Here is a 22532-nt window from a genome sequence, read left to right as displayed (position 1 = left end):
TGCCCAGCATTCCAGGTTTTTCGGGATCATTATGTGGATCTATGCCGCACGGGATAGCGCCGAGAATTGGTGCAACATGTCCTGAACATCGCCCTCATAAAGGGCGAATGGATTTCTATTGCCAGAACTCAATAACAGGCCATAAACCGGGTGAAAAAAGACCTCAAAAAGGTCGCCATGAAGGGTTTTTGATATGGACTAGGCGGCTCTGCTCAAGAAAATTCGTCGTCACTGGTACCGGGTGGGGTGCGGGGATTCTTGGGCACGGATTCAGGATTTATTAAAGGCAGCCCCCCCAGCAAGTGCGCTAATCAGGACGGCAGGCAGGCCGAGCCCCAGATGGTACCCCCCCCATCGGGCGGCGGCGTTGTAATGACCCTTGGCGGAATGTTCAGAGTCCTCCTCAATGCGGCGGGCCTCTTTTGCTAGCTTGGTTTTCAACTCACTCACAAGCTCTCTCCTGAATCCATCGGTGGTGGATGCGGGTTTCTGGTTCACCCTGCGTTTTGTCTTGAATGTACCCGAACGATCATGAAGGCAGGATAAAAGCGCGGCACATCCATCTACCACGGCAAATTACTACTCGCGCTACCGACAAAAACAACAACCAAAAACCTCCTACGCAAATCGTCTTATCGCTTGGTCTGGAACCCCCGCATCAATGCTGCTCCTCCCCTCTCTCATTTGGCGGTTTCAGAAGCTCACCCTCACGCCGCCACAATCCGCATATACACCTCAACCCTGAGCGCCCGTTTGATGGCGGCGAAGACCGCCGAGATGTTGCTCATGGTCGGGTTGCCCGATTGCGACAACATCCGGTGCAGGCTCTTGGCCGGTTTGTGGATCTCCTCGGCCAGCGCTTCGAACCCCATGGTGGCGTTGACCAGATCGCGCAGGATCGACTTGGCCAGGTCGGGCTCGCCATCGACGAACAGGGTGATCGCCTCATCCAGCAACGCCTGAGCGAACGCCGGATCGTTTTGGGCGCGCGCAACCACGGTCTCTTTGAAATCGCAGGTCAGTGTCATGTCGTACCCCCTTACTTTGTCGAGGTGCGGAACGGTCTTCCCAAACCGGTGACCTTCACAATCGACACGAACGTTTCAAAACAAGGGTAGGAGCCCGGTCTCCGGGCGATGCAGGCGTCCCCTACGGCAACTCGGCTCCCCTCTTTGGGTGCGTTTTCCACGATGTCGAGCTTACCTCCGTTCACCGTTGCATCGCCCGGGGACCGGGATCCTACCGCCCCGATGGGTCATGGAGCCTTTCGTGGGAGGCCCAGGTTTTGCGCTCACCTTCAGCCTGTCGAAGGGCGGGCCGATGTCTTTCTTCCACAGCGGGCAAAAATCCTGAACAAGACATCGCGTGCTTCGACTAGCTCAGGAGGAGCGGATAGGCGGCGCTCCTACACGGCTCTGATTCGAGCGGCACTCCCCCAATCAAGGTCACTTTCCTTCCGCCTCATCCCAAACGAATTCAGCGGTTCGGGCCGAAATAACCCAGTACGCATTGGTGTTGCTGGCAAAGAGGTAGTGGCAAAAAGCCTCTTCGGGAAGATCGCTGGGAAGGGTGAAAGTCGATTGAAGGTCGGGGGGTGGCCAAGTCCCTTCCGCGGTGATCCACAGAGACTGACCGCTCCATTCTGCCGAGGGATTTTGAGGCGGTTGCGCGGCAATCAGCAGGACACCGGTTAGGACCAAACACCCCGGCACGAGAACCTGTTCTCCATCGGTGATGCCGACGGGAATACGAAAATGAAGGCGCCCTCGCCCCGATTGGAAATCGATGTCGATGGCATCGAGCTCGGAATCGTGAAACGAGGCGTCGGGATGTTCCGAGTGCAGCAGTGCGTCGAGATCCAGTGGTTGCATCGACCAACCTCCCTATCGCGTTGTATCCAACAAACGACCACCCAACCCTGAAGACCAACGAGGTTTGCCTACCCCTTCAACGGCAACCGCACCGTCACCACCGCCCCACCCCCCGCCCGATTCGCGGCGCTCAGCGTCCCGCCGTGGTGCTCCACGATGCCATAACTCACCGACAGCCCCAGCCCCGTCCCCACCCCGACCGGTTTGGTGGTGAAGAAGGGTTCGAAGAGGCGGGGGAGGTCCTCGGGTTTGATGCCGCAGCCCCGGTCGCGCACCTCGACCACGGCGCTTTCCCCCTCGCGGCGGCAGACGATCTCGACCTCGCCTGCCCGGCCCAACATGGCGTCCAGGGCGTTGCGCAGCAGGTTGACGAAGACCTGCTCCAGGCGGCCCGGCGCCCCCTCGACCCGGCACGGCTCGGGGCAGCGGCAGACGATGGGGATGCCGGAGCGGTCCATGGCCGATAGCCACTGCGCCGCCTGCCGCGCCACCTCGGCCACATCGACCGCCACCCGTTTGTCGCGGTCGAGCGCCGAGAAACGGCGCAGATCCTCGACGATCGCCTTGACCCGCTCGGCCCCCTCCAATGTCCCCGCCATCAGCGAGGGGAGGTCGGCGCGGATGCGCTCGATGTGCAGTTCTTCGCGCAGCGCCGCATCCCCACCCCCTTCCCCCAAAAAGCGCTCGATCCGCTCCAGGTAGCGGCGCAGGGCGTGGATGTTGCCGAAGACGAAGCTGATCGGGTTGTTCAGCTCGTGGGCGACTCCCGCCACCAGCCGTCCGAGGGAGGCCATCTTTTCGGACTGGATGATCTGTTCCTGGGCCCGCTTAAGCTCTTGATGGGCAAGATTGAGCTCGTTGTGGGCCGAGTTGAGCGCCTCGTAGGCGCGGCGCAGCTCTCCCACCGGACGGCCCACCATCACCGCCCCCTCGATCCGTCCCCCGGCGCCGCGCAGCGGGGTGCAGTTCAGGGCGACCGGAACCGGCTCCCCCGCCGCGTCGCGCAGCTGCACCTCCCGGTCGCTCACCCCTTCGCCGGGCTGGGCACCGGTCAGACAGGCGATGAATTCGGGGGAGGGGCCGTGGAAGAGGTCGGAGATCGGACGGCCGGTCAGGGTTTCGGCGGTCAGGTCGAGCAGGCGCAGCAGGGCGGGGTTGAGGCTGGCGATGCGCCCGGCCCGGTCGATCACCACGATCACGTCCGACATGGCGCCGAGGATCGAATCGGTGAACGACTTGGCCTCGGCCAACTCGGCGTTGCGCTCTTCGAGGGCGACTTGATTGCGCACCAGCTCGGCGTAGACCGCGTCCATCGTCTGGATCACCTCGATCCAGGCCGATTCGCTCAACTCGGGGGCGCCGTCGTGGGGGAAGGCCCCCCCCAGCACCGAGTCGCTTAAGGAGTGGTCGAGGTCGATTTTACGCCCCATCGCTCCCCCCCTCGATGCCGTGGCGGCGCATCTTGTTGTAGAGCCCGACCCGCGAGAGACCCAACTGCCGGGCGACGGCGCTGATGTTGCCCCGTTGCTCGCTCAGCACTTGGCGGATCAACCCCGCCTCCAACCGCTCCACCCGATCCTTCAGAGTCCCCCCGTCGTTTTCAACGTTGCCGAGCGCGGCTGCGAAATCGAAGCTGCGCACCCGGTCGGAGAGCAGCTCGCTCCCCAGGCGGCGCCCCCCTTGGCTGAGCGCCACCATGCGGCGCAGCTCGTTTTCGAGCTCGCGCACGTTGCCGGGGAAGGGGTAGCGGCGCAGGGTGTCGAGGGTGGGGGGGGCGAGGGCGGCGGGGGCGGTGGGGTTGAGTTTGCCCAGCAGATGGCCCGCGATCACCGGGATGTCCTCGGGACGCTCGCGCAGGGGGGGGATGTTCAAAACGAAGTGGGCCAGCCGCCAATAAAGGTCGGAGCGGAACCGCCCCTGGTTCATCTCGACGCTCAGGTCGCGGTTGGTGGCGGCGATGACCCGCACGTCGATGCGCCGGGTCGAGGCGGCCCCGAGGGGACGCACCTCCCCCTCTTGCAGCACCCGCAGCAATCGCACCTGAAACGCGGGGGAGGTCTCGCCGATTTCGTCCAAAAAAAGGGTGCCGCCGTCGGCCTGCTCGAACAGGCCGACATGGTCCTGCACCGCCCCGGTGAAGGCGCCCCGCTTGTGGCCGAAGAGTTCACTCTCCAGCAGTTCGTCGGGCAGGGCGCCGCAGTTCTGCACCACGAAGGGGCGACTGGCGCGGGGGCTGGCGAAGTGGATGGCCCGGGCGAAGAGCTCCTTGCCGGTCCCCGATTCCCCCTGGACCAACACCGAGATGTCGGAGCTGGCGATGCGGGCCGCTTGGTCGCACAGGGGGCGGATGGGGCTGGCGTCGTGACTGACGATGGCGCCAAAAGCGTACCGGTTTTGCAGCGCCCCCCGGTCGGTGTCGATCCTTCCGAGCAGGGTCGCCTCGCTGCTGAGAAGCTCGCGGGCGAGGATTTGATGGCGCCGTTGCAGCGCGACGAACTCGGCGGCGCGGCGCACCAGCAAAAGCAGGGCGTCGGGGTGCCACGGCTTGGTGACGTAGTGGTAGATCCCGGCGACGTTGATCGCCTGGATGATGTCGTCGGAATCGGTGTAACCCGAGATGACGATCCGCACCGCCTCGGGGTGGGATTCGCGGATGGCGGTAAGGAATTCGACCCCGGTGGTCCCCGGCATGCGCTGGTCGCACAGCACCACCCCGATGGGATGTCGGTCGAGGAGTTGGAGTCCTTCGTCAGCGCCGCCCGCCGTAAAGACCTCAAAATCCTCCTCCAGGGTGCGCCGAATCGCCTCCAGCGAGCGGGGTTCATCGTCGACAACCAGAACGGCAATGGCGGGGGTGGGGAGGTCGGTCATGGGGCCTCAATGGGGGCGGGCGAAAAGGATACGGCGCGTTCAAGAGCACAAGCGGATTGTGTTGGCTGTAGGAGCCCGGTCTCCGGGCGACCCGCGCAGGCAAGGCGTATCCACCCGGTACAACCGTCCAAAACCAAAGGAATGTGGGAGGCCCTGGTTTTCCGCTCATCCTGAGCCTGTCGAAGGACGGGCCGATGCGGGCGTCGCCATAACCCAAGCCAAATCCCTGGGATTGACGCCTTCGGTGCGACGACTCGGCCAGAACGAACCGGCTTGGTCTCTTCAATCGCGCCGAGGGCGGCGCTCCTACGACATCTTCCAGGGCTTGGGCCGCTCTTCTTCGCGGTACCTCCTGCATCGCCCGGAGACCGGGCTCCTACAGCCCAGCGGAAGGCTTTCCCCGGTTTTGTCCCCTCTCCCTAGACCTGGGGAGAGGGTTAGGGTGAGGGGTGGTTCAGGGGGGAGATGTCGGCGCCATTCATTCGTTGCCTCGAAGGGGTCGACGCCCGCCCCAACCGTTATACCCCACGGGGCGCCCCCTCACCCCGACCCTCTCCCCCTATGGGGGCGAGGGGGCTCAAGGGCAAAGGCTGTCCACGGGGTTGTCCAGTCCTTAGTCCACGGCTGGGTCCACCCCAAGGTGGACAACCCCGTGGACTCGGTGGACCCCACCCACCCCCCTCACTTGTACTTCTTGCGCCTGTGCAAATCCCGCTTCGGACTCACCACCCGGTCGATGAAGAGTTTGCCCTCCAGGTGGTCCATTTCGTGTTGGATCGCCCGCGCCTCGAACCCCTCGGTTTCGATCACCACCGGGTTGCCGTCCCGGTCGCTGGCCGCCAGCTTCACCGAGACCGCCCGCACCACGTCGGCGGTGTAGTCGGGCAGGCTCATGCACCCCTCACGGGCCACCTCCATCCCCTGCCAGTCGAGAATCTCGGGGTTCACCAGCACCATCAAGCCGTGGCAGGTGGTGACCTTCTTGTGGCCGCTGCAATCGACCACCACCAGCCGCCGGCTGGCCCCCACCTGGGGGGCGGCGATGCCGACACCGCCGGGGCCTGCTTGCATCGTCTCGATCAGGTCGTCGATCAGGGTTTGGATTTCAGGGTCGTGCACATCCCCAATCTCGTCGGCCACCTGGGCCAGAATCGGATCGGGGTAGACCAGAATTTCACGGATTGCCATGCCAGCCCCTTACAACGTCATCGCGTCGACGCCGCGCACCGAAACGGTGATCCCTTGGGCCTTGAGCGGGGCGAGCGCCTCGGCGGGATCGCTCCCTGAAGGGAAGGTCGCCTCGACCGTCATGGTGTAGGCGGGCTGGCCGGTGTGCTCCAGGCGACGGGCGACCAGATCGACGATGTTCCCCCCTTGGGCGGCAATCGCCTCGGTGACGTCGGCAACCAGCCCCACCCGGTCGACCGCCAACACGTTGACGATGTGGGTCGGCTCCTCCCCCTCACCGGCGCTGCCGGGATCGGCAATGACCGACAGGGCCAGCCCCAGCTCGTCGGCGACCGGTTTGAGCGCCGCTCCGACCGCTGCGTGATCGGTGCCGGGCTCCACCTTGATGAGCAGCAGCACCGCAAAGAGATCGGCCAGACGGGTCATCGAGGCCTCCTCGATGTTGCCGCCGATGCCCCCTACGGCACGGGAGAGGGCCGCCACCAAGCCGGGACGGTCGAGTCCTGCCGCCGAAATTAGGTAATGCATGGGAAACTCCCGATTTATCGAATTGAAGGTTGAAGGTTCATCTATCGAGGGCCATTACCGTACACTATCGCCCCGATTCCCGTCATCGCATCCAACCAACCATATTCAGGGACATTTCATGGCCGCCACCATCCCCACCTACGACAACTGCCCCGACATCCTGCGCATGATGGAGCGGGGGCGCGCTTTTTTGGGTACGAACACCGCGATCATGTGCGGCGCCATGACCTGGGTGAGCCACGCGCCGTTGGTGATCGCCCTGGCCAAGGCGGGGGCTTTTGGGGTGATTGCTTCGGGGGGCTTGAATCCCCAGCAGGTGCGCGAGCAGATTCAAGCGGTCAAGGCGGCGACCGACGCCCCCTTCGGCGTCAACCTCATCACCATGGATCCCAAGCTGATGGAGCACATCGACGTCTGCCTCGATGAGGGGGTGGCGGTGGTGGTGCTGGCCGGTGGGTTGCCGCCCCGCGATGCCATCGCCCGGATCAAAGAGGGGGGCGGCAAGGTGATGGCCTTCGCCCCGGCGCTGGCGCTGGCCAAACGGATGATCCGCCAGGGGGTCGACGCCTTTGTGATCGAGGGGAGCGAGGCGGGGGGGCACATCGGGCCGGTCTCTACCTCGGTGTTGGTGCAAGAGATCCTGCCCCACATCCCCGAAGAGATTCCGGTGTTTGTCGCCGGTGGCATCGGCGACGGGCGCATGATGGCCCACTACGTGGCGATGGGGGCGGCGGGGGTGCAGCTCGGCACCCGCTTTGCCGTGGCGGAGGAATCGCCCGCCCACCCCGACTTCAAGCGGGCGTTGACCCGCGCCGGGAGCCGCGATGCGGTCCCCACCAGCCAGTTCGATCCCGCCCTGCCGGTGATTCCGGTCCGTGCCCTGGTGAACCAGGGGACCGAGCGCTTCAACGCCCTGCAACTCGAACTGCTGCAAGCGGTGAAGGCGGGGACCAAAGCCAAGGAGGAGGCGCAGCTTGAAATGGAGCACTTCTGGGCCGGATCGCTGCGTCGCGCCGTACAAGAGGGGGATGTGGACGGCGGCAGCCTGATGGCGGGGCAGAGCGTGGGGCTGGTGAACAAGGTCGAGCCGGTCGCCGAGATCGTTCGCGATTTGATGGAGCTGGGGCAGGCCCACTGGGAGAAGATCGGCAAGGGGAAGGTGCCGGCCTAAGGGGCTGTTTTTCAACCCTGGAGATCAAGGAGGGGACGATGGAGCGGTGGCTCGGGTGGTTGGGATTGGTGCTGTTGGGGGTGTCGGGATGCGCTGCGTTTCCCTCTCACGCGCTCAACGACACTTTGGAATTGCCTGACATGGATGACCGGCGTGAGAAACCGAGCCTTTACATTCAGATCGTCTATACCATCGACCACAAGGACATCAAAGATGGTCCCGGCTTTGAATTACTCAGCCAGGCAATTGTCGAGTTTTCAAAGGAAACCGGATATTTCAGCACGATTACCCTTGCCCCTGAGGAAGGGGCTGCTGCCGATTTGATCCTCAAATTCGACATTTCCTCCAATCAGGAGAAGTCCTATTCCTTGTTGTGTTTTGTCACGGGTGCAACCCTTGGCCTCATACCATGCATGCAAAAAACTGTGTGGGATGTTCATGCCGAGGTAACGGAACAACACACCCATAACCGTGAGCGCTACCAAGCTACAAATGAAATCAATTATTGGTTTGGGTGGCTGCTACTTCCTTGGATGCCCAGTGACTTCCGTGAACTGAGTCGTGTGGGGGCAAGGACGATGGCGGAACTCTTCGTCAAGATCTATTCCGACATCTACCAACGCCAACTCTCTGTTTGGGCAAAGCAAGCAGCGAACTAATACCCATCTCCCCTAAAACCCACCCAACAAATGAATCAAACACCCGCCGTTGGGGTGGGTGGTCACCGTGCTGCCCCCACCCGAGTTGTTGGTTGCCACCCCGCAGGTGGCGGTGCAGAGGGTGGCGGGGGGCTGGGGATTTGCTCCGGCGGCAAAGCCGAGACAGGGGCCGCTTTTTTCGTTGTAGAGGGTGCCGTCGTACCCGCCTGTGCGGCTGCTGATGTCGGTGGCCAGCCCCAATCCCAACAGGTAGCCGGTGGCGCTGTTCCAGTTCAGGGTGGTTCCAGAGCCGTTGGGGCTTGGGGCGATCAAGGGCTGGCCCGGCACGTAGCCATACCAACGCCCCGAACCGCCACTCCCCGCCAAACCTGCCGCGCCCAGGCCGGTGTATGCGGCAATCGTCACCCCGAAGCGGTCGGGACCGCACAGGTTGATCGATCCGCCGTTGCTCAAGCCGATGGGGGACAAACTTCCCATCAGGGCGCCGTCGCGGTAGGCGGGGGTGGCTGCTGCCGGTTGTAGCATTGAAAACCAAAAATCGGCCACCGCGTCGGGCAGGGTGGCGCCGTGCAGGTTCATGATTGGCTCCACCACCGCCTCCCAGGTCGACCCCGGTTGGCTCTGCCACGAGGTGAAGACCTGCTTCACCGTCGATCCAGTGGTGTTGTCGAAGCGGGCGGCCAAGCGGTGAATGAAGATGGCGGCACCGTATTCGTGGAGGCCATTGAAGGTGGCCAGCGCTTGCTGTGGATAGAGGATCACGTCGGAGACGAAATTGAGGTAGTCGTTGCTGCTGGGGAAGACCTGGTCCTCCATCCAGGTGGCGGTCGCCTCCATCCACCATGAGGAGCCGACATCGAATTGGCTGAAACCGATGTAGCCAGCCTGGATGGTATGAAAAAACTCGTGGGCGAGGGTGAGCTCAAGGTATTTGTTAAAACCGGTCGCCCCATCGACGGGATCGGCGCTGTGGGTGCCCGAGAAATCGCCCGAAACCGAGATGTAGATCGGATTTTGGCCGATGCCGGTCACCCCGAGCACGTTGGCCCCCATGGTGGTGCGCCCCCCCGGATCGACCGCCCCCGAATCGAGCAGGTAGATCGGAATCCGCCCCCCCACCGACAGCCCGGCGGGAAAGGTAAACCCCAAGGTGAGGATCTCTTTGTTGTAGGCCTGCTCGGCGATGGTCAGGGTTTGCCCCACCATTTTGGGGGAACCGATGTAACTGCCGGTGGCGGCGGTGACGGTGGTGGCGTTGGCCCAGTCGGGGTCGGTGGTGCTGTAGGTGTTGCCCCAGTAGACGATGAAGTGCGTCGATTGCAGACTGTTCGCCGCCGAGCTCACCACCGCACCGGCCAAGGGGTGGGCCGGTTGGTTCAAAATGGCGCCAACGCCGCAGCGGTCGGCCTGAACCGGCGCCGCCAGCCCCAACGTCCACACCATCAGCACGATCCATCGCCCTAACCGATTCGGGATTCCCAACATGAATACTCCTGCATTTGTCAAAGTCGCCGCGATCCAAATGGTCACCGGCGACGATTCGTTCTTGAACATGGCCCGGGCCGACTCTCTGTTGCGTCGCGCCGCCCAGGCGGGGGTGAAACTGGCGGTTCTGCCCGAAAACACCTTTTTTATGGGGACTGAACCGGCGCAAATCCTAGCCCAAGCCAAGCCTTTGGACGAAGACCATCCGTGGATCGCCTTCCTTTCGGCCCGCAGCCGCGAGCTCGATCTGTGGATCGTGGCGGTGTTGCCGGTCGAATCCGAGATCCCCGGACGGGTGCACAACACCGCCATCGTGATCGACGACAAGGGCGAGCTGGTTGCCGACTATCACAAGATCCACCTCTTCGACGTCGATCTGCCCGGCGACATCCACAAGGAATCGGCGGTGATGGCCCCCGGCCACCGGGCGGTGGTGGTTCCCACCCCCTGGGGCAACCTGGGTCTGACCGTCTGCTACGACCTGCGCTTCCCTGCTTTGTACCAACATCTGCGTCGTCTTGGGGCCGACATCATCGTCGTTCCCTCCGCCTTCACCCGCACCACCACCCGCGCCCATTGGGAGCTGCTCATTCGAGCCCGCGCCATCGAAAACCAGTGCCTTGTCATTGCACCCAACCAGGCGGGAACCCACCCCGGTAACCGCCACACCGGCGGACACAGCATGGTGGTCGACGCCTGGGGCCGGGTGCTGGGGGAGGGGGACGAAGAGAACGAGGGGGTGATCACCGCCATCTTCGACCCCATCGAACAATCCGACATCCGCCGCCGCATGCCGGTGCTGGAACATCGCGGTCTGTTCGACGACACGGGGGCCCAGGGGTAAGGGAGGGAGCCCCGTGGATCGCCAAGCCCACTGGCAGCAGGTCTATACCGACAAGGCCCCCGATCAGGTGATTTGGTATCAGTCCGAGCCGACCTTGTCGCTGGAGTTGATCGCGGCTGCCGGGCTTCCCCCCAGGGCCGCCGTTCTCGATGTCGGGGGGGGCGCTTCACGGCTGGCGGGGCGGTTGCTCGATTGGGGCTATCGCCCCGCCGTGCTCGACATCGCCGCCGCCCTCGAACAAACCCGTCGGGGGTTGGGGGGGCGGGCCGATCAGGTGGCGTGGTTTGAGTTCGACATCACCACCTTCCATCCCCCCCATCGTTTTGACCTGTGGCATGACCGGGCGGTCTTCCACTTTCCGACCGATCCCGCCGACCGGGCCGCCTACCTGGCGACCCTGGCCCGCACCCTGAACCCTGGGGGGCAGGTGGTGATGGGCGCCTTCGCCCTCGATGGCCCCACGAAATGCAGCGGCCTTGAGATCGTGCAATACGACGCCCCCAAACTGCTGGCGACCCTGGGCGAGCGCTTCGAACGGCTTGAAGAGCGGCGCGAGGAACACACCACCCCCGGCGGCGGGATTCAGAACTTCGGCTTCTATCGCTTGCGCTGGCTGGGGGCGTGATGGGGGCCGCCCGCCTGTTTTGGTTGCAATCGGGGGGGTGTGGCGGCTGCACCATGTCGTGGTTGTGTCAGGAGGATCCCGATCTTTCGGACACCCTGGCGGCGGCGGGGATTGAGCTGCTCTGGCATCCGGCGTTGTCGGAGGCCAGCGGCGAGCAGACCTTGGCGATGCTGGAGCAAGCGGCGACCGAGGGGGTCGACATCCTCTGTGTCGAGGGGGCGATTCCCCGGGGGCCGGGGGGGAGCGGTCGATTCCACCGTTTTGCCGGAGCGACCATGCTCGATTGGATCGAGCGGCTGGCCCCCAAGGCTCGCCATGTGGTGGCGGTCGGCAGCTGCGCCGCCTTCGGGGGGATCACCAGCGGCGGTGGTAATCCCAGCGATGCCGCCGGGTTGCAATACCTGGTCGAGGAGGCGGGGGGGATTCTGGGGGGTGATTTTCGCAGCCGCGCCGGATTGCCTGTGGTCAACGTGGCCGGATGCCCGACCCACCCCGAGTGGGTGAGCCAGACCCTGGCGCTGCTGGCGGCGGGCAATCTGACCTTGGACGACCTCGACCCCCTCAACCGCCCCCGTTTCTACGCCGATGTGCTGGCCCACCACGGCTGCCCCCGCAACGAATACTACGAATACAAGGCCAGCGCCGAATTCGCAGGGCAGCTCGGTTGTTTGATGGAGCACCTGGGCTGCGTCGGCACCCAGGCCCACGCCGACTGCAACGTGCGGGGCTGGAACGGCGGCAACAGTTGCATCGACGCCGGAACCCCCTGCATCCACTGCACCGCCCCCGGGTTTGAAGCGCCCGGCCACCCCTTCATGCAGACCCCGAAGATCGCCGGAATCCCAGTGGGGCTGCCCACCGACATGCCCAAGGCCTGGTTCGTGGCGCTGGCAAGCTTGGCCAAGTCGGCCACCCCAGCCCGATTGCGCAACAACGCCCGCAAGGACCGGGTGGTGACCCCGCCGTCGGTGAAATCGACGCGGCGCAGATGAAGCCGAGAGATGCCTTTGACTTTACTTACCTCTCCTCAACAGAGCCCCCCATGACCCGTCGCATCGAAATCGGTCCCATCAACCGCGTCGAAGGGGATGTGCAGGTCGCCCTTGATCTCGACGGCTCGGTGGTGCGCCGCGCCGAGGTTTCGGCGGGGCTTTATCGCGGCTTCGAGCAGATGTTGCCGGGCCGCTCCCCCGGCGACGCCCTGGTCTACACCCCCCGCATTTGCGGCATTTGTTCGATCTCCCAATCGCTGGCCTGCGTGGCCGCCCTTGAGGCCGCCGCCAACCTTCGGCCCGTCCCCAATGGCCTTGAAATCCGCCGCATCCTCCACGGCGCCGAAAACCTTGCCGACCATCTGAGCCACTTCTACCTCTTCTTCATGCCCGATTTCGCTCGCGATGCTTATGCCGGCCGCCCCTGGCATATCCAGGCGGTGCGCCGTTTCAAAAGCAGCGTCGGCGAAGGGGGTCGGGGGTGGTTGGCGGCACGGGCGCAATGGCTGCACATGGTCGGGATGCTGGCAGGCCATTGGCCCCACACCCTGGTGTTCCAGTTGGGGGGGGTAAGCCGGGCGGTCGACAAAACCGAGATCCAAAAAGCCCGGGGATTGATCGCGGGGCTGCGCCGTTTTTTAGAACGCGAGCTCTTCGCCCTGCCGCTGGAACAGGTCGCCGCCTGGCGCTGTCGGGCCGATCTGGAGGGGTACAGGTGGCGAGGGCAGGGAGACTTCGCCCTGTTTTTGCAGGCCGCCGCCGATCTCGATTTGGCAGCGACCGGAGGATGGCCGGAGTGGCGGCTGGGCAGCGGCGGGGCTTATCCCGGGTCGGAGGGGGTGGCCTGGCCCGCCGGGGTTTGGAGCGGTGCGGGGGCGGCCCCGTTTGATCCCGACGCGATTGTGGAGTCGACCGCCCATGCCTGGTTGGCGGGGGAGGGGGACTTGCCCCCCGCGCGAGGGCTCACCCGTCCCGATGCCGACAAGGCGGAAGGCTACACCTGGAGCAAAGCGCCCCGCTTGAATGGGCGACCGCTGGAGGTCGGCGCTTTGGCCCGCCAGGCGGTGGCGGGTCAGCCGTTGATCCGCGATCTGCTGGCCGGGGGCGCCCCCTCGGTCGCCGCCCGCATCGTCGCCCGGATGATGGAGGTCGCCCAGTTGCCGGGGCTGATGCTCCAATGGCTCGACCGGATCGATCCCGAGGCCCCCTTTATCCAGCATCACGACTGGCCGGTCGAGGGGCGCGGGGTCGGGCTGGTCGAGGCGGCGCGGGGCGGTTTGGGGCATTGGGTCGCCATCGAGGCGGGCAAGATCGCCGCCTACCAAATCGTCGCCCCCACCACCTGGAACTTCAGCCCCCGCGACGGGCAGGGGGTTCCGGGGCCGCTGGAGCAGGCGTTGGAGGGGGTCGAGGCCGAGGGGGAGACGGGGCGGCTGCGGGTGCAACAGGTGGTACGCGCCTTCGATCCCTGCATGGTTTGCACCGTCCATTAAAGAGACGCTGATTAAAGGCATCCCGCCTTTTTCAGCGACGCTTCGCAAAAACCAAAAGTAGGCGCCTTGAGGCGATGTGGTTTTTGCTTCGCTTTCAAAATCAGTCGCTGGCGTTCCTGATTTTGGCGACCCATCCCTGGGTCGCTCGGAAGCGCTATTAAATCAGCGCTTCCTTAAGCAGCTTTGGGCGTACTCAATTTGCGGGGTGACGGTCCCAGCCGAATCCGCCACACTGGCAGCAGATTACAGGAATGTAATGTTGATCCCTCTTTCGTTGAGCGAGCGATGCCATGCGCAAAACCACCTCCGGAGCCGGCTCCCAACAGGCCGAACGTCGAAAGAAGATCGGCGAATTTCTTGTTGAGCAGGGCATTTTAGAGACCCAGGAGCTTGAGGAGCTGGCCGATCAGCAGCGGCGCGACACCTCGGCGGCCCCCAAACGGTTGGTTTCGCTGGCGGTGGAGCAGGGGATTATGGATCGCCCCACGGCGGCCAAGGTGTTGGGGCAATACTTCGGATTGCCGGGGGTTGTGCTTAAGGACCGCACCTTCGATCCCAACCTCGTCCCCTTGTTGACCCTTGAGATGATGTACGAAGGGCGCTACGTGCCGCTGGACGCCACCGATCGCTTCATCTTTGTGGCGATGAGCAATCCCGACGACATGGAGACGATCAGCTGGATCGAGCTCTCCACCAGCAAACGGGTGCGGGCCATGGTCGCCCTGGACGACGACATCCTGCAGGCGGTGCGGGCCAAGATGGAAGAGAAGGCGCGGGAGGAGCTCGGCATGGGCAGCGCGGGCTTCAGCTTCGACAGCGAGGTGTTGATCCGCGCCCGTATTCCCGGCGCCACCCCTCCTGCCCCCACCCAAAAAGGGGACAAGCCCCCCCCGGCACCCTCTCCTATCGAGGCGTCCGCCCCGGTCGAATCCATCCAGATCGAGGAGCCCCCCAAAGACAAGGGGGCCAAAGCCGTCCGTGTTGCCCCGTTGCCCCCCGAGTCCGAAATCGAGGTCGAGATCGACATCGAGATGACGCCGGTTGCCCGCCCCCAACCTGCGGCTAAATCGCCCGATGTGACGGTACTGCAAGAGGCGTTGACCGCCGCCAACGAACGGATCGCCTCTCTCGAATACCGCATGCAATTGCTGGAGCTGGTGGTAGCCCAGGTGATGGAGCATTTGTCGCAGGAGGAGGGGGCCTAGGAGTCTGTCGGACTTGAGATCGTCCTACTCGGCAATTGCTCCTGCATTGCGCTACCTCCTGCATCCATGCAGTCGTGCGCCGGCGGGTAATCGGTCCAAATTCCCCCGGTTTTTCGTCACATAGCCACCACTATGATCCTCAAAACCGTGAAAATTTGGCCTCGATTCCCCACTCGGCTCGCTACGGACGCTCAAGCCCGACAGACTCCTAGCGTTCTTGGTGGACGACCCCACCCTTCACCTTGGCCCCTATCTACGACATGTTGCCCATGGCCCTAGCCCCCCTTCCCTCCGGCTACATCCCCGAAACCCTTCCCCCCCCTGAAAACAGGGACGATCCCCCCACCCATTTTGCAGCCGATGATCCTGTTGGCGCGCCGATATTGGTCGATGGTCGCAGACCATCCCGACGTGGGGGATGATGTGCGCGATCTGGCGCGACAGCGGGTTGCTGTATTGGGGGAACGTCGATGGATTCGGCGTCTGTCCGTGACCCATGGAGGGGTCGCCAAAACCAGGAACGGCCGCGATTGTTTTTGCGAGCGCCGCAAAATCACGCTGCCTCAGGGCGCCTTACGTTTGGTTTTTGAGAAGTGCTGCTGGAAAAGGCAGAAGGCCTATTCAGCGTTCCCCTAAGAGGCGCTAAATCGAGCAAAAGGGGCTCACTTTTTCTTCCTATTGTGTGCCGAGGCACAATTTGCGTCCCTCCAACGGTTGACCCCCCCCATGCCGGTCCGTATCGTTCCGGCCCGGCCACAGGCCCAGGCTTGGAACCGGGAAAAACCGGCATAAATCACACAGGTTACCCTCCCCCAAGGATCCCCCGACCGTGACCTTCCAATCGCTGATCCTGGCGCTGCAACGCTACTGGGCCGAGCAGGGGTGTCTGCTCCTTCAGCCTTACGACAGCGAAGTCGGAGCCGGCACGTTCCACCCCGCCACCTTCCTGCGCGCCCTGGGTCCCGAGCCCTGGCGGGCCGCCTATGTGCAGCCCTCGCGCCGCCCCAAAGATGGCCGCTACGGCGATAACCCCAACCGGCTTCAGCACTACTACCAGTTTCAGGTCATCCTCAAGCCCTCCCCCGACGCCATTCAAGAGCTCTACCTGGGCAGCCTGCGCGCCATTGGGATCGATCCCCTGGCCCACGACATCCGCTTCGTCGAAGACGACTGGGAGTCCCCCACCCTGGGCGCCTGGGGTTTGGGTTGGGAGGTGTGGCTCGACGGCATGGAGGTCACCCAGTTCACCTACTTCCAGCAGTGTGGTGGCATCGACCTCGACCCGATCAGCGGCGAGATCACCTACGGGCTGGAGCGGCTGGCGATGTACCTGCAAGGGGTCGACAACGTCTATGACCTCAAGTGGAACGAAACCACCACCTACGGCGAGGTCGCCCATCAGCTTGAGGTCGAGGGCTCCGGCTTCAACTTCGAGCAGGCCAACGTCGCGATGCTTTTCGGTTTGTTCGATCGGTTCGAGGGTGAGTGCGAGCGGTTGTGCGAACAGGGGATGGCGCTGCCTGCCTACGACTACTGCATGAAATCCTCCCATGCCTTCAATCTGCTCGATGCCCGCGGTGCGATTTCGGTGACCGAGCGGGCCCGCTTCATTGGACGGGTGCGCCGCTTGGCGCGGATGTGCGCCGCCCGCTACCTGCAAAGCCGCGAAGAGCTGGGCTTCCCCATGCTGGCCCACCAGGGGGTGGCTGAATGAATCGCACCTTCCTGCTCGAACTCGGGGTGGAGGAATTCCCCGCCAAGGTGGTCAGCCAGTCCTCACAAGCGCTGCGCGAGTCGATTGAAACGTTGTTGGGCCAAGAGGGAATCGGCTACGAGCACATCACTACGTTGGCCACCCCTCGCCGCATCGGGGTGTCGATTGCGGGGATGAGCCCCCGCCAGCCCGACCGCCGCATGGAAAAACTCGGCCCCGCCGTCGAGTCTGCCTTTGACTCAGACGGCCATCCAACCAAGGCGCTGCAAGGGTTCGCCCGAGGCCAAAAGGTTGAGGTCGCCGAGCTTGAGAAGATCGAGACCCCCAAAGGGATCTACATGGGGCGCAGCTGGATCGAGCCGGGCAAGGCGACCGCCGAGGTATTGGCTGCCGCGTTGCCGGGACTGATTCAGGCGATCCCCTTCCCCAAATCGATGCGCTGGGGCAACCATCGGCTGCGCTTCTGCCGCCCCCTGCACTGGATCGTTGCCCTGCTCGGCGACGAGGTGATCCCCTTCGAGCTGGAGATGGTCGCCGCCGGGCGGACCACCCGCGGCCACCGCTTCCTCGCCCCCACGCCGGTGCCACTGGTCCAGGCCGACGACTACCTGACGGCGATGGAGGCCGCCAAGGTGATGCCGGTCGAACTGGCCCGCCGCCAGAAGATCGCCGCCGACATCGCCCTGTGCGCCCAAGATGCAGGGGGGGTGCTGGTCGAGGACGAGGCGCTGCTCGAAGAGGTGACCAATCTGGTCGAATGGCCGGTGCCGGTCATCGGCCATGTCGATGGTCGGTTCATGGCGTTGCCCCGCGAGGTGCTGATGACCTCGATGCGCAGCCACCAGAAGTTCTTTGTGATCGAAGGCGGCGACGGCCATCTGCTGCCCCGTTTCATCACGGTCGCCAACCTTGAGTCGGATGCGATGGCGGCGATTCAGGCGGGCAACGAGCGGGTGCTGCGGGCGCGGCTGTCGGACGGCATGTTCTTCTTCGACCAGGACCGCAAACATCCCCTGTCGCATCGCATCGCCGGGCTGGAGGGGGTGACCTTCGCCAAGGGTTTGGGGAGCATGGCCGACAAGAGCGCACGGGTGCGCCGCTTGGCACCGCTGCTCGCCCCGGCGGTCGATGCCGCGTTCGGGGGTGCCTGCGAGGCGGCCGCCGACCGGGCCGCCGAGCTCGCCAAGGCCGACCTGCTCACCGAGATGGTCGGGGAGTTCCCCGAGTTGCAGGGGATCATGGGCGAGAAGTACGCCCGACACGACGGCGAGCCCGAGGCGGTGGCGGTGGCGCTGCGCGAGCAGTATTTGCCGACCGGCCGCGAGGATTCGGCCCTGCCCGCCACGGCGGCGGGGACGGTGCTGGCCCTGGCCGATCGCATCGACACCCTGGTCGGCGCCTTCGGTATCGGCATGCGTCCCACCGGGTCGCAGGATCCCTACGGTCTGCGCCGCGCAGCCCTCGGGGTGCTGCGCATCGTGTTGGCCGGATCGCTCCGCCTGAATCTGCGCAAGATCTTCGCCCATGCCATCGAGGGGTTCCCGGCGGGTATGTTGACGGTCGAGCCTCAAACCCTGAGCGACGACCTGACCGCCTTCGTGGCGGGGCGTTTGCCAGGGCTGTGGTCCCATCCCCAGGATGTCATCGCGGCGGCTTTGGCGGTGGTTGATGATGACCCGGTGTTGGTGCAGGCGCGGGTTGAGGCGCTGTCGGCCTTTCGGGCTGGCGAAGCGGCGGCGAGCCTGGCTGCGGCCCACAAGCGGATCCACAACATCCTGGCCAAGGCGGTGGATGAGCCCAAACGGCTGCCCCACGAGGGGGAGCAGGGTCTAGAGGCCGAGGAGGGGGCGCTGCTCGATGCGGTGGTCGCCCTGGGGGCCCAAATTGAAGAGGCGGTTTCGGGGCAGGCGTGGGTCGATGCCTTAACCTTGACCGCGCAATTTCGGGAGCCGGTCGACCGGTTCTTCGATACCATTTTGGTGATGGCCGAGGAGCCATCGGTGCGGTCGCGTCGTTTGGGGCTTCTGGCCGAGATCCACGGTTTGTTCCGGCTGGTGGGCGACATCGCCCTGCTCGACGTCGCGGCCGAAGTGGCCTAAACCCAATCCATTCAAACATTTTTTGATCTTTTGGTAGACGGACCGATCGCCTTCGTGCGAAGGGGGAGTCATGGCGAACAAGATGGTTTATTACTACGGTGGCGCAGTTGCCGAGGGCGACGCCTCCATGAAGAACCTGCTGGGGGGCAAGGGGGCCAACCTGGCCGAGATGGCCACGCTCGGCATACCGGTTCCCGCCGGTTTCACCATCACCACCGAGATCTGCACCGCCTACTACGACAATAACCGCCAGTACCCCGCCGGGCTGGAATCTGAGGTCGACGCCGCCATGGCCCGTGTCGAGGCCGAGATGGGGGCTAAATTCGGCGACGCCGAAAATCCCCTGCTGGTTTCGGTGCGCTCCGGCGCCCGGGTGTCAATGCCCGGCATGATGGACACCGTTCTCAACCTGGGTATGAACGACACCACGGTGCAGGGGGTGATTAAGCAATCGGGCAACGAGCGTTTCGCCTGGGATTCCTACCGCCGCTTTTTGCAGATGTTTGGCGACGTGGTGCTGGAGGTCGATCACCACCACTTCGAACACGCCCTTGAGTCTTTGAAAAAAGCCCGCGGCGTGGCGCTCGATACCGAGTTGTCTGCCGAAGATATGAAGGGGCTGGTCGCCACCTTCAAAGGGATCATCGAAAACAAAACCGGCAAGCCCTTCCCCGAGTCTCCGAAAGAGCAGCTCTGGGCCGCCGTCGGCGCCGTCTTCAATTCGTGGATGAACGACCGGGCCATCACCTATCGCCGCCTGCACGACATCCCCGAGTCCTGGGGTACCGCCGTGAGCGTCTGCGCCATGGTCTTCGGCAACATGGGCGACGACTGCGCCACCGGGGTGGCCTTCACCCGCGACCCCTCCACCGGCGAGCACGTCTTCTTCGGCGAATTCCTCATCAACGCCCAGGGCGAGGATGTGGTGGCCGGCATCCGCACCCCCCAGCAGATCACCCAGGCCGGTAGTCGGGAATGGGCCCTTTCGAACAGCGTGCCCGAGGTCGACCGCAAGAGCCGCTTCCCCTCGCTGGAAGAGGCGATGCCCGAGGTCTTCGGCGAGTTGGTGACCGTCTACAAGCGGCTTGAAAACCACTACCGCGACATGCAGGACATCGAGTTCACCATCCAGAAAAACCGCCTCTGGTTGCTGCAAACCCGCAACGGCAAGCGGACCATCCGGGCCGGGGTGAAGATCGCCGTCGACATGGTCGACGAGGGGATGATCACCAAAGAGCAGGCGGTGGCCCGCATTGAGCCCGAGCGGCTTGATCAACTGCTGCACCCTACCTTGGACCCCAACGCCGAGAAGAAGGTGATCGCCCGCGGTCTGCCCGCATCCCCCGGCGCCGCCACCGGTAAGGTGGTCTTCCACGCCGATGACGCCATGGAGTGGGCCGAGAAGGGTGAAAGCGTCATTCTGGTCCGCATCGAGACCAGCCCCGAAGACATCCACGGCATGCACGCCGCCCAGGGAATTTTGACCGCCCGCGGCGGCACCACCTCCCACGCGGCGGTGGTCGCCCGCGGCATGGGGCGTTGCTGCGTCTCGGGCTGCGGCGAGATCCAGATCGACTACGAATCCGAGCTGTTCAACGTCGGTTACATCTCCGTCAACAAGGGCGACTGGATCACCCTGGACGGCTCGACCGGCGAGATCATGCTGGGCCGGGTTCCCACCCGCTCCCCAGAGCTTTCGGGCGAGTTCGGTCGTTTGATGGGCTGGGTCGACGAGATCCGCCGTTTGAAGGTGCGCACCAATGCCGACACCCCCCACGATGCCGAGGTGGCACGTAGTTTTGGCGCCGAGGGAATCGGCCTATGCCGGACCGAGCACATGTTCTTCGACGGCGACCGCATCACCGCCGTGCGCGAGATGATTCTGGCCGACGACGTGGCGGGTCGCCGTAAGGCGCTCGACAAGCTGCTGCCGATGCAGCGCGAGGATTTCAGCGGCATCTTCAAGGCGATGAAGGGTTACCCCTGCACCATCCGCCTGCTCGATCCCCCGCTGCACGAGTTCCTTCCCCACACCGACGAAGAGATCGCCGAGGTAGCCCGGGCCAGCGGCGCGATGAAAGAAAAACTCAAAGAAAAGGTCGCTGCCCTGCACGAGTTCAACCCGATGCTTGGACATCGCGGTTGCCGTCTGGCGATTACCTACCCCGAGATCTACGAAATGCAGGTCCGCGCCATCATGGAGGCTGCCTGCGAGCTGGTAAAAAACGATGGGTTCAGCATCGTTCCCGAGATCATGATCCCCCTGGTGGGCAAGCAGTCCGAACTGGCGCTGCTGAAAAAACAGGCGGTGGCGGTGGCCGACCAGGTGCTGCGTGAGACCGGGGTCGAGGTGACCTACATGATCGGCACCATGATCGAGCTGCCCCGCGCCGCAGTGACCGCCGACGAGATTGCGCACGAGGCGCAGTTCTTCAGCTTCGGCACCAACGATCTGACCCAGACCAGCCTGGGGATCTCCCGCGACGACGCCGGTTCGTTCCTCGGCGAATACGTCCGCAAGGGGATCTACGAAAAAGACCCCTTCGTCTCGATTGACGTGGGCGGAGTTGGCCAGCTGGTCAAGATGGGGATCGAAAGGGGGCGCGCCACCCGTCCCGACATCAAGCTGGGGGTCTGCGGCGAGCACGGAGGCGACCCCACCTCGGTGATGTTTTTCCATGCGGCCGGGCTCGATTATGTCTCGTGCAGCCCCTTCCGGGTGCCGATCACACGTCTCGCCGCCGCTCAAGCGGTGCTGGCTGAAAAGAAATAACCAAGTCGGTGGTGGACAGCGAAAAAGGCCGGCATTGCCGGCCTTTTTCATGCGGCGGGTTGAATCAAAGAGGGTCGATTCATGGGGCTGTGGAGCAAGCTCAAAAGCGGACTTACCAAGACCCGCGCCCAGTTGGGGGGCGGGTTGGGGCGGCTTATCGGGCGCAAACCGGTCGATGCCTCGATTTTGAACGACCTGGAAGACCACCTGATTATGGCCGACATGGGGGTGGCGACGGTCGAGCGGTTGATGGAAAAGGTTCGCCGTGCGGCGAAGAAAGATCCCACCCCCGAGGCGGTTTCTCGGGTGTTGCGCCAAGAACTGATCGCTATTCTCAAACCGTTGGAGCGCCCCTTTTTGCAGGAGCGCCATCATCGCCCCCATGTGGCGATGATGGTGGGAATCAACGGTGCCGGAAAAACCACCACCCTGGGTAAATTGGCCCGCCGGTACCAGGGTGAGGGGCTCAAGGTGATGTTGGCCGCCGGCGATACCTTTCGGGCGGCGGCGACCGAACAATTGGTGGTTTGGGGGGAGCGGGCCGGGGTACCGGTGATCCGCCAGGGGCAGGGCGCCGATTCGGCGGCGGTCGCCTTCGATGCCCTGGAGTCGGCCCAAAAGCGGGGGATCGAACTGCTGTTGATCGACACCGCTGGGCGGTTGCATACCCAGGGGGGGCTGATGGAGGAACTGAAAAAAGTGGGACGGGTTCTCAAACGGCTCGATCCCGAGGCGCCCCACGACACCCTGCTGGTGCTCGATGCCACCATCGGCCAGAACGCCCTGCGTCAGGCCCGCGCCTTCCACGAGGCGACCCCGGTCACCGGTTTGGTGGTGACCAAACTCGACGGCACCGCCAAGGGTGGGGTGGTGGTCTCGATTGCCGAAGAGCTCAAGATTCCCATCGCCTTCATCGGGGTGGGGGAGGGGGTCGAGGATTTGCGCCCCTTCGATGCCGAGGGGTATGTCGAGGCGCTGTTCAGCGACGACTGAACCGCTGTCTTTATGCAGGAG

At 64.1% G+C, this 22532-nt stretch carries 20 protein-coding genes; 12 read left to right on the top strand and 8 right to left on the bottom strand.

Going from position 1 to position 22532, the window contains the following annotated elements; all coding sequences use genetic code 11:
- Positions 1 to 270 precede the first annotated feature (270 nt).
- From AUJ55_03190 to AUJ55_03160, 7 genes are all read right to left on the bottom strand, one after another.
- Complete coding sequence (locus tag AUJ55_03190; protein ID OIO59753.1) at positions 271 to 450, bottom strand: hypothetical protein; 180 nt, start codon at positions 448 to 450, stop codon at positions 271 to 273.
- Positions 451 to 707: 257 nt separating this feature from the next.
- On the bottom strand, positions 708 to 1028 hold the full coding sequence (locus tag AUJ55_03185; protein OIO59752.1) for a transcriptional regulator: 321 nt from the start codon (positions 1026 to 1028) through the stop codon (positions 708 to 710).
- Between the two features lie 417 nt (positions 1029 to 1445).
- Positions 1446 to 1871, bottom strand: a complete 426-nt coding sequence (locus tag AUJ55_03180; GenBank protein ID OIO59751.1) for a hypothetical protein — start codon at positions 1869 to 1871, stop codon at positions 1446 to 1448.
- Positions 1872 to 1939: 68 nt separating this feature from the next.
- Positions 1940 to 3301 carry a hypothetical protein gene (locus AUJ55_03175; GenBank protein OIO59750.1) on the bottom strand — a complete coding sequence of 454 codons (1362 nt, stop codon included), beginning with the start codon at positions 3299 to 3301 and terminating at the stop codon, positions 1940 to 1942.
- Complete coding sequence (locus AUJ55_03170; protein ID OIO59749.1) at positions 3291 to 4742, bottom strand: sigma-54-dependent Fis family transcriptional regulator; 1452 nt, start codon at positions 4740 to 4742, stop codon at positions 3291 to 3293. The genes AUJ55_03175 and AUJ55_03170 overlap by 11 nt, the downstream gene beginning before the upstream one ends.
- A gap of 681 nt (positions 4743 to 5423) precedes the next feature.
- The gene (locus AUJ55_03165; protein ID OIO59748.1) at positions 5424 to 5930 is read right to left on the bottom strand and encodes a peptide deformylase; all 507 of its coding nucleotides are present in this window, start codon (positions 5928 to 5930) and stop codon (positions 5424 to 5426) included.
- A 9-nt stretch (positions 5931 to 5939) separates the two neighbouring features.
- The gene (locus tag AUJ55_03160) at positions 5940 to 6458 is read right to left on the bottom strand and encodes a hypothetical protein (GenBank protein ID OIO59747.1); all 519 of its coding nucleotides are present in this window, start codon (positions 6456 to 6458) and stop codon (positions 5940 to 5942) included.
- Positions 6459 to 6624: 166 nt separating this feature from the next.
- Between AUJ55_03160 and AUJ55_03155 the strand changes: the two genes are divergently transcribed.
- Together AUJ55_03155 and AUJ55_03150 are read left to right on the top strand one after the other, a co-directional pair.
- On the top strand, positions 6625 to 7629 hold the full coding sequence (locus AUJ55_03155) for a 2-nitropropane dioxygenase (GenBank protein ID OIO59756.1): 1005 nt from the start codon (positions 6625 to 6627) through the stop codon (positions 7627 to 7629).
- A gap of 38 nt (positions 7630 to 7667) precedes the next feature.
- Entirely contained in the window at positions 7668 to 8288 is a 621-nt protein-coding gene (locus AUJ55_03150) for a hypothetical protein (protein OIO59746.1), read from the top strand.
- 12 nt (positions 8289 to 8300) lie between these two features.
- On the opposite strand, the gene AUJ55_03145 is transcribed toward AUJ55_03150, so the two are convergent.
- Positions 8301 to 9773 (bottom strand): hypothetical protein, encoded by a 1473-nt coding sequence (locus AUJ55_03145; GenBank protein OIO59745.1) that lies wholly within the window; start codon positions 9771 to 9773, stop codon positions 8301 to 8303.
- Here AUJ55_03145 and AUJ55_03140 point away from each other — a divergent pair.
- The 10 genes from AUJ55_03140 (at position 9772) to AUJ55_03095 (ending at position 22511) form a co-directional block, all read left to right on the top strand.
- Positions 9772 to 10617, top strand: coding sequence for a hypothetical protein (locus tag AUJ55_03140; protein OIO59744.1), 846 nt, complete (start codon positions 9772 to 9774; stop codon positions 10615 to 10617). The two genes, AUJ55_03145 and AUJ55_03140, sit on opposite strands and share 2 nt — an antisense overlap.
- A gap of 13 nt (positions 10618 to 10630) precedes the next feature.
- Positions 10631 to 11242 (top strand): hypothetical protein, encoded by a 612-nt coding sequence (locus tag AUJ55_03135; protein OIO59743.1) that lies wholly within the window; start codon positions 10631 to 10633, stop codon positions 11240 to 11242.
- Positions 11242 to 12234: a HupU protein gene (locus tag AUJ55_03130; protein ID OIO59742.1), complete on the top strand. Its 993-nt coding sequence runs from the start codon at positions 11242 to 11244 to the stop codon at positions 12232 to 12234. Before AUJ55_03135 ends, AUJ55_03130 begins: the two co-directional genes overlap by 1 nt.
- A gap of 50 nt (positions 12235 to 12284) precedes the next feature.
- The gene (locus tag AUJ55_03125; protein OIO59741.1) at positions 12285 to 13727 is read left to right on the top strand and encodes a hypothetical protein; all 1443 of its coding nucleotides are present in this window, start codon (positions 12285 to 12287) and stop codon (positions 13725 to 13727) included.
- A 290-nt stretch (positions 13728 to 14017) separates the two neighbouring features.
- A complete protein-coding gene (locus tag AUJ55_03120) occupies positions 14018 to 14932 on the top strand; it encodes a hypothetical protein (GenBank protein ID OIO59740.1) in 915 nt (304 codons plus the stop codon).
- Positions 14933 to 15292: 360 nt separating this feature from the next.
- On the top strand, positions 15293 to 15568 hold the full coding sequence (locus AUJ55_03115; protein ID OIO59739.1) for a hypothetical protein: 276 nt from the start codon (positions 15293 to 15295) through the stop codon (positions 15566 to 15568).
- A gap of 193 nt (positions 15569 to 15761) precedes the next feature.
- Complete coding sequence (locus tag AUJ55_03110; GenBank protein OIO59738.1) at positions 15762 to 16646, top strand: glycine--tRNA ligase subunit alpha; 885 nt, start codon at positions 15762 to 15764, stop codon at positions 16644 to 16646.
- Entirely contained in the window at positions 16643 to 18745 is a 2103-nt protein-coding gene (locus AUJ55_03105; GenBank protein ID OIO59737.1) for a glycine--tRNA ligase subunit beta, read from the top strand. Before AUJ55_03110 ends, AUJ55_03105 begins: the two co-directional genes overlap by 4 nt.
- Before the next feature lie 70 nt (positions 18746 to 18815).
- Positions 18816 to 21518 carry a pyruvate, phosphate dikinase gene (locus tag AUJ55_03100; protein OIO59736.1) on the top strand — a complete coding sequence of 901 codons (2703 nt, stop codon included), beginning with the start codon at positions 18816 to 18818 and terminating at the stop codon, positions 21516 to 21518.
- A gap of 63 nt (positions 21519 to 21581) precedes the next feature.
- Complete coding sequence (locus AUJ55_03095; protein OIO59735.1) at positions 21582 to 22511, top strand: signal recognition particle-docking protein FtsY; 930 nt, start codon at positions 21582 to 21584, stop codon at positions 22509 to 22511.
- Positions 22512 to 22532 lie beyond the last annotated feature (21 nt).

This window comes from Proteobacteria bacterium CG1_02_64_396 (assembly GCA_001872725.1).
Lineage (GTDB): Bacteria > Pseudomonadota > MNWR01 > CG1-02-64-396 > CG1-02-64-396 > CG1-02-64-396.
Note: the sequence above shows the minus strand (reverse complement) of the source record. Positions and strands in the feature narration are given on the sequence as shown.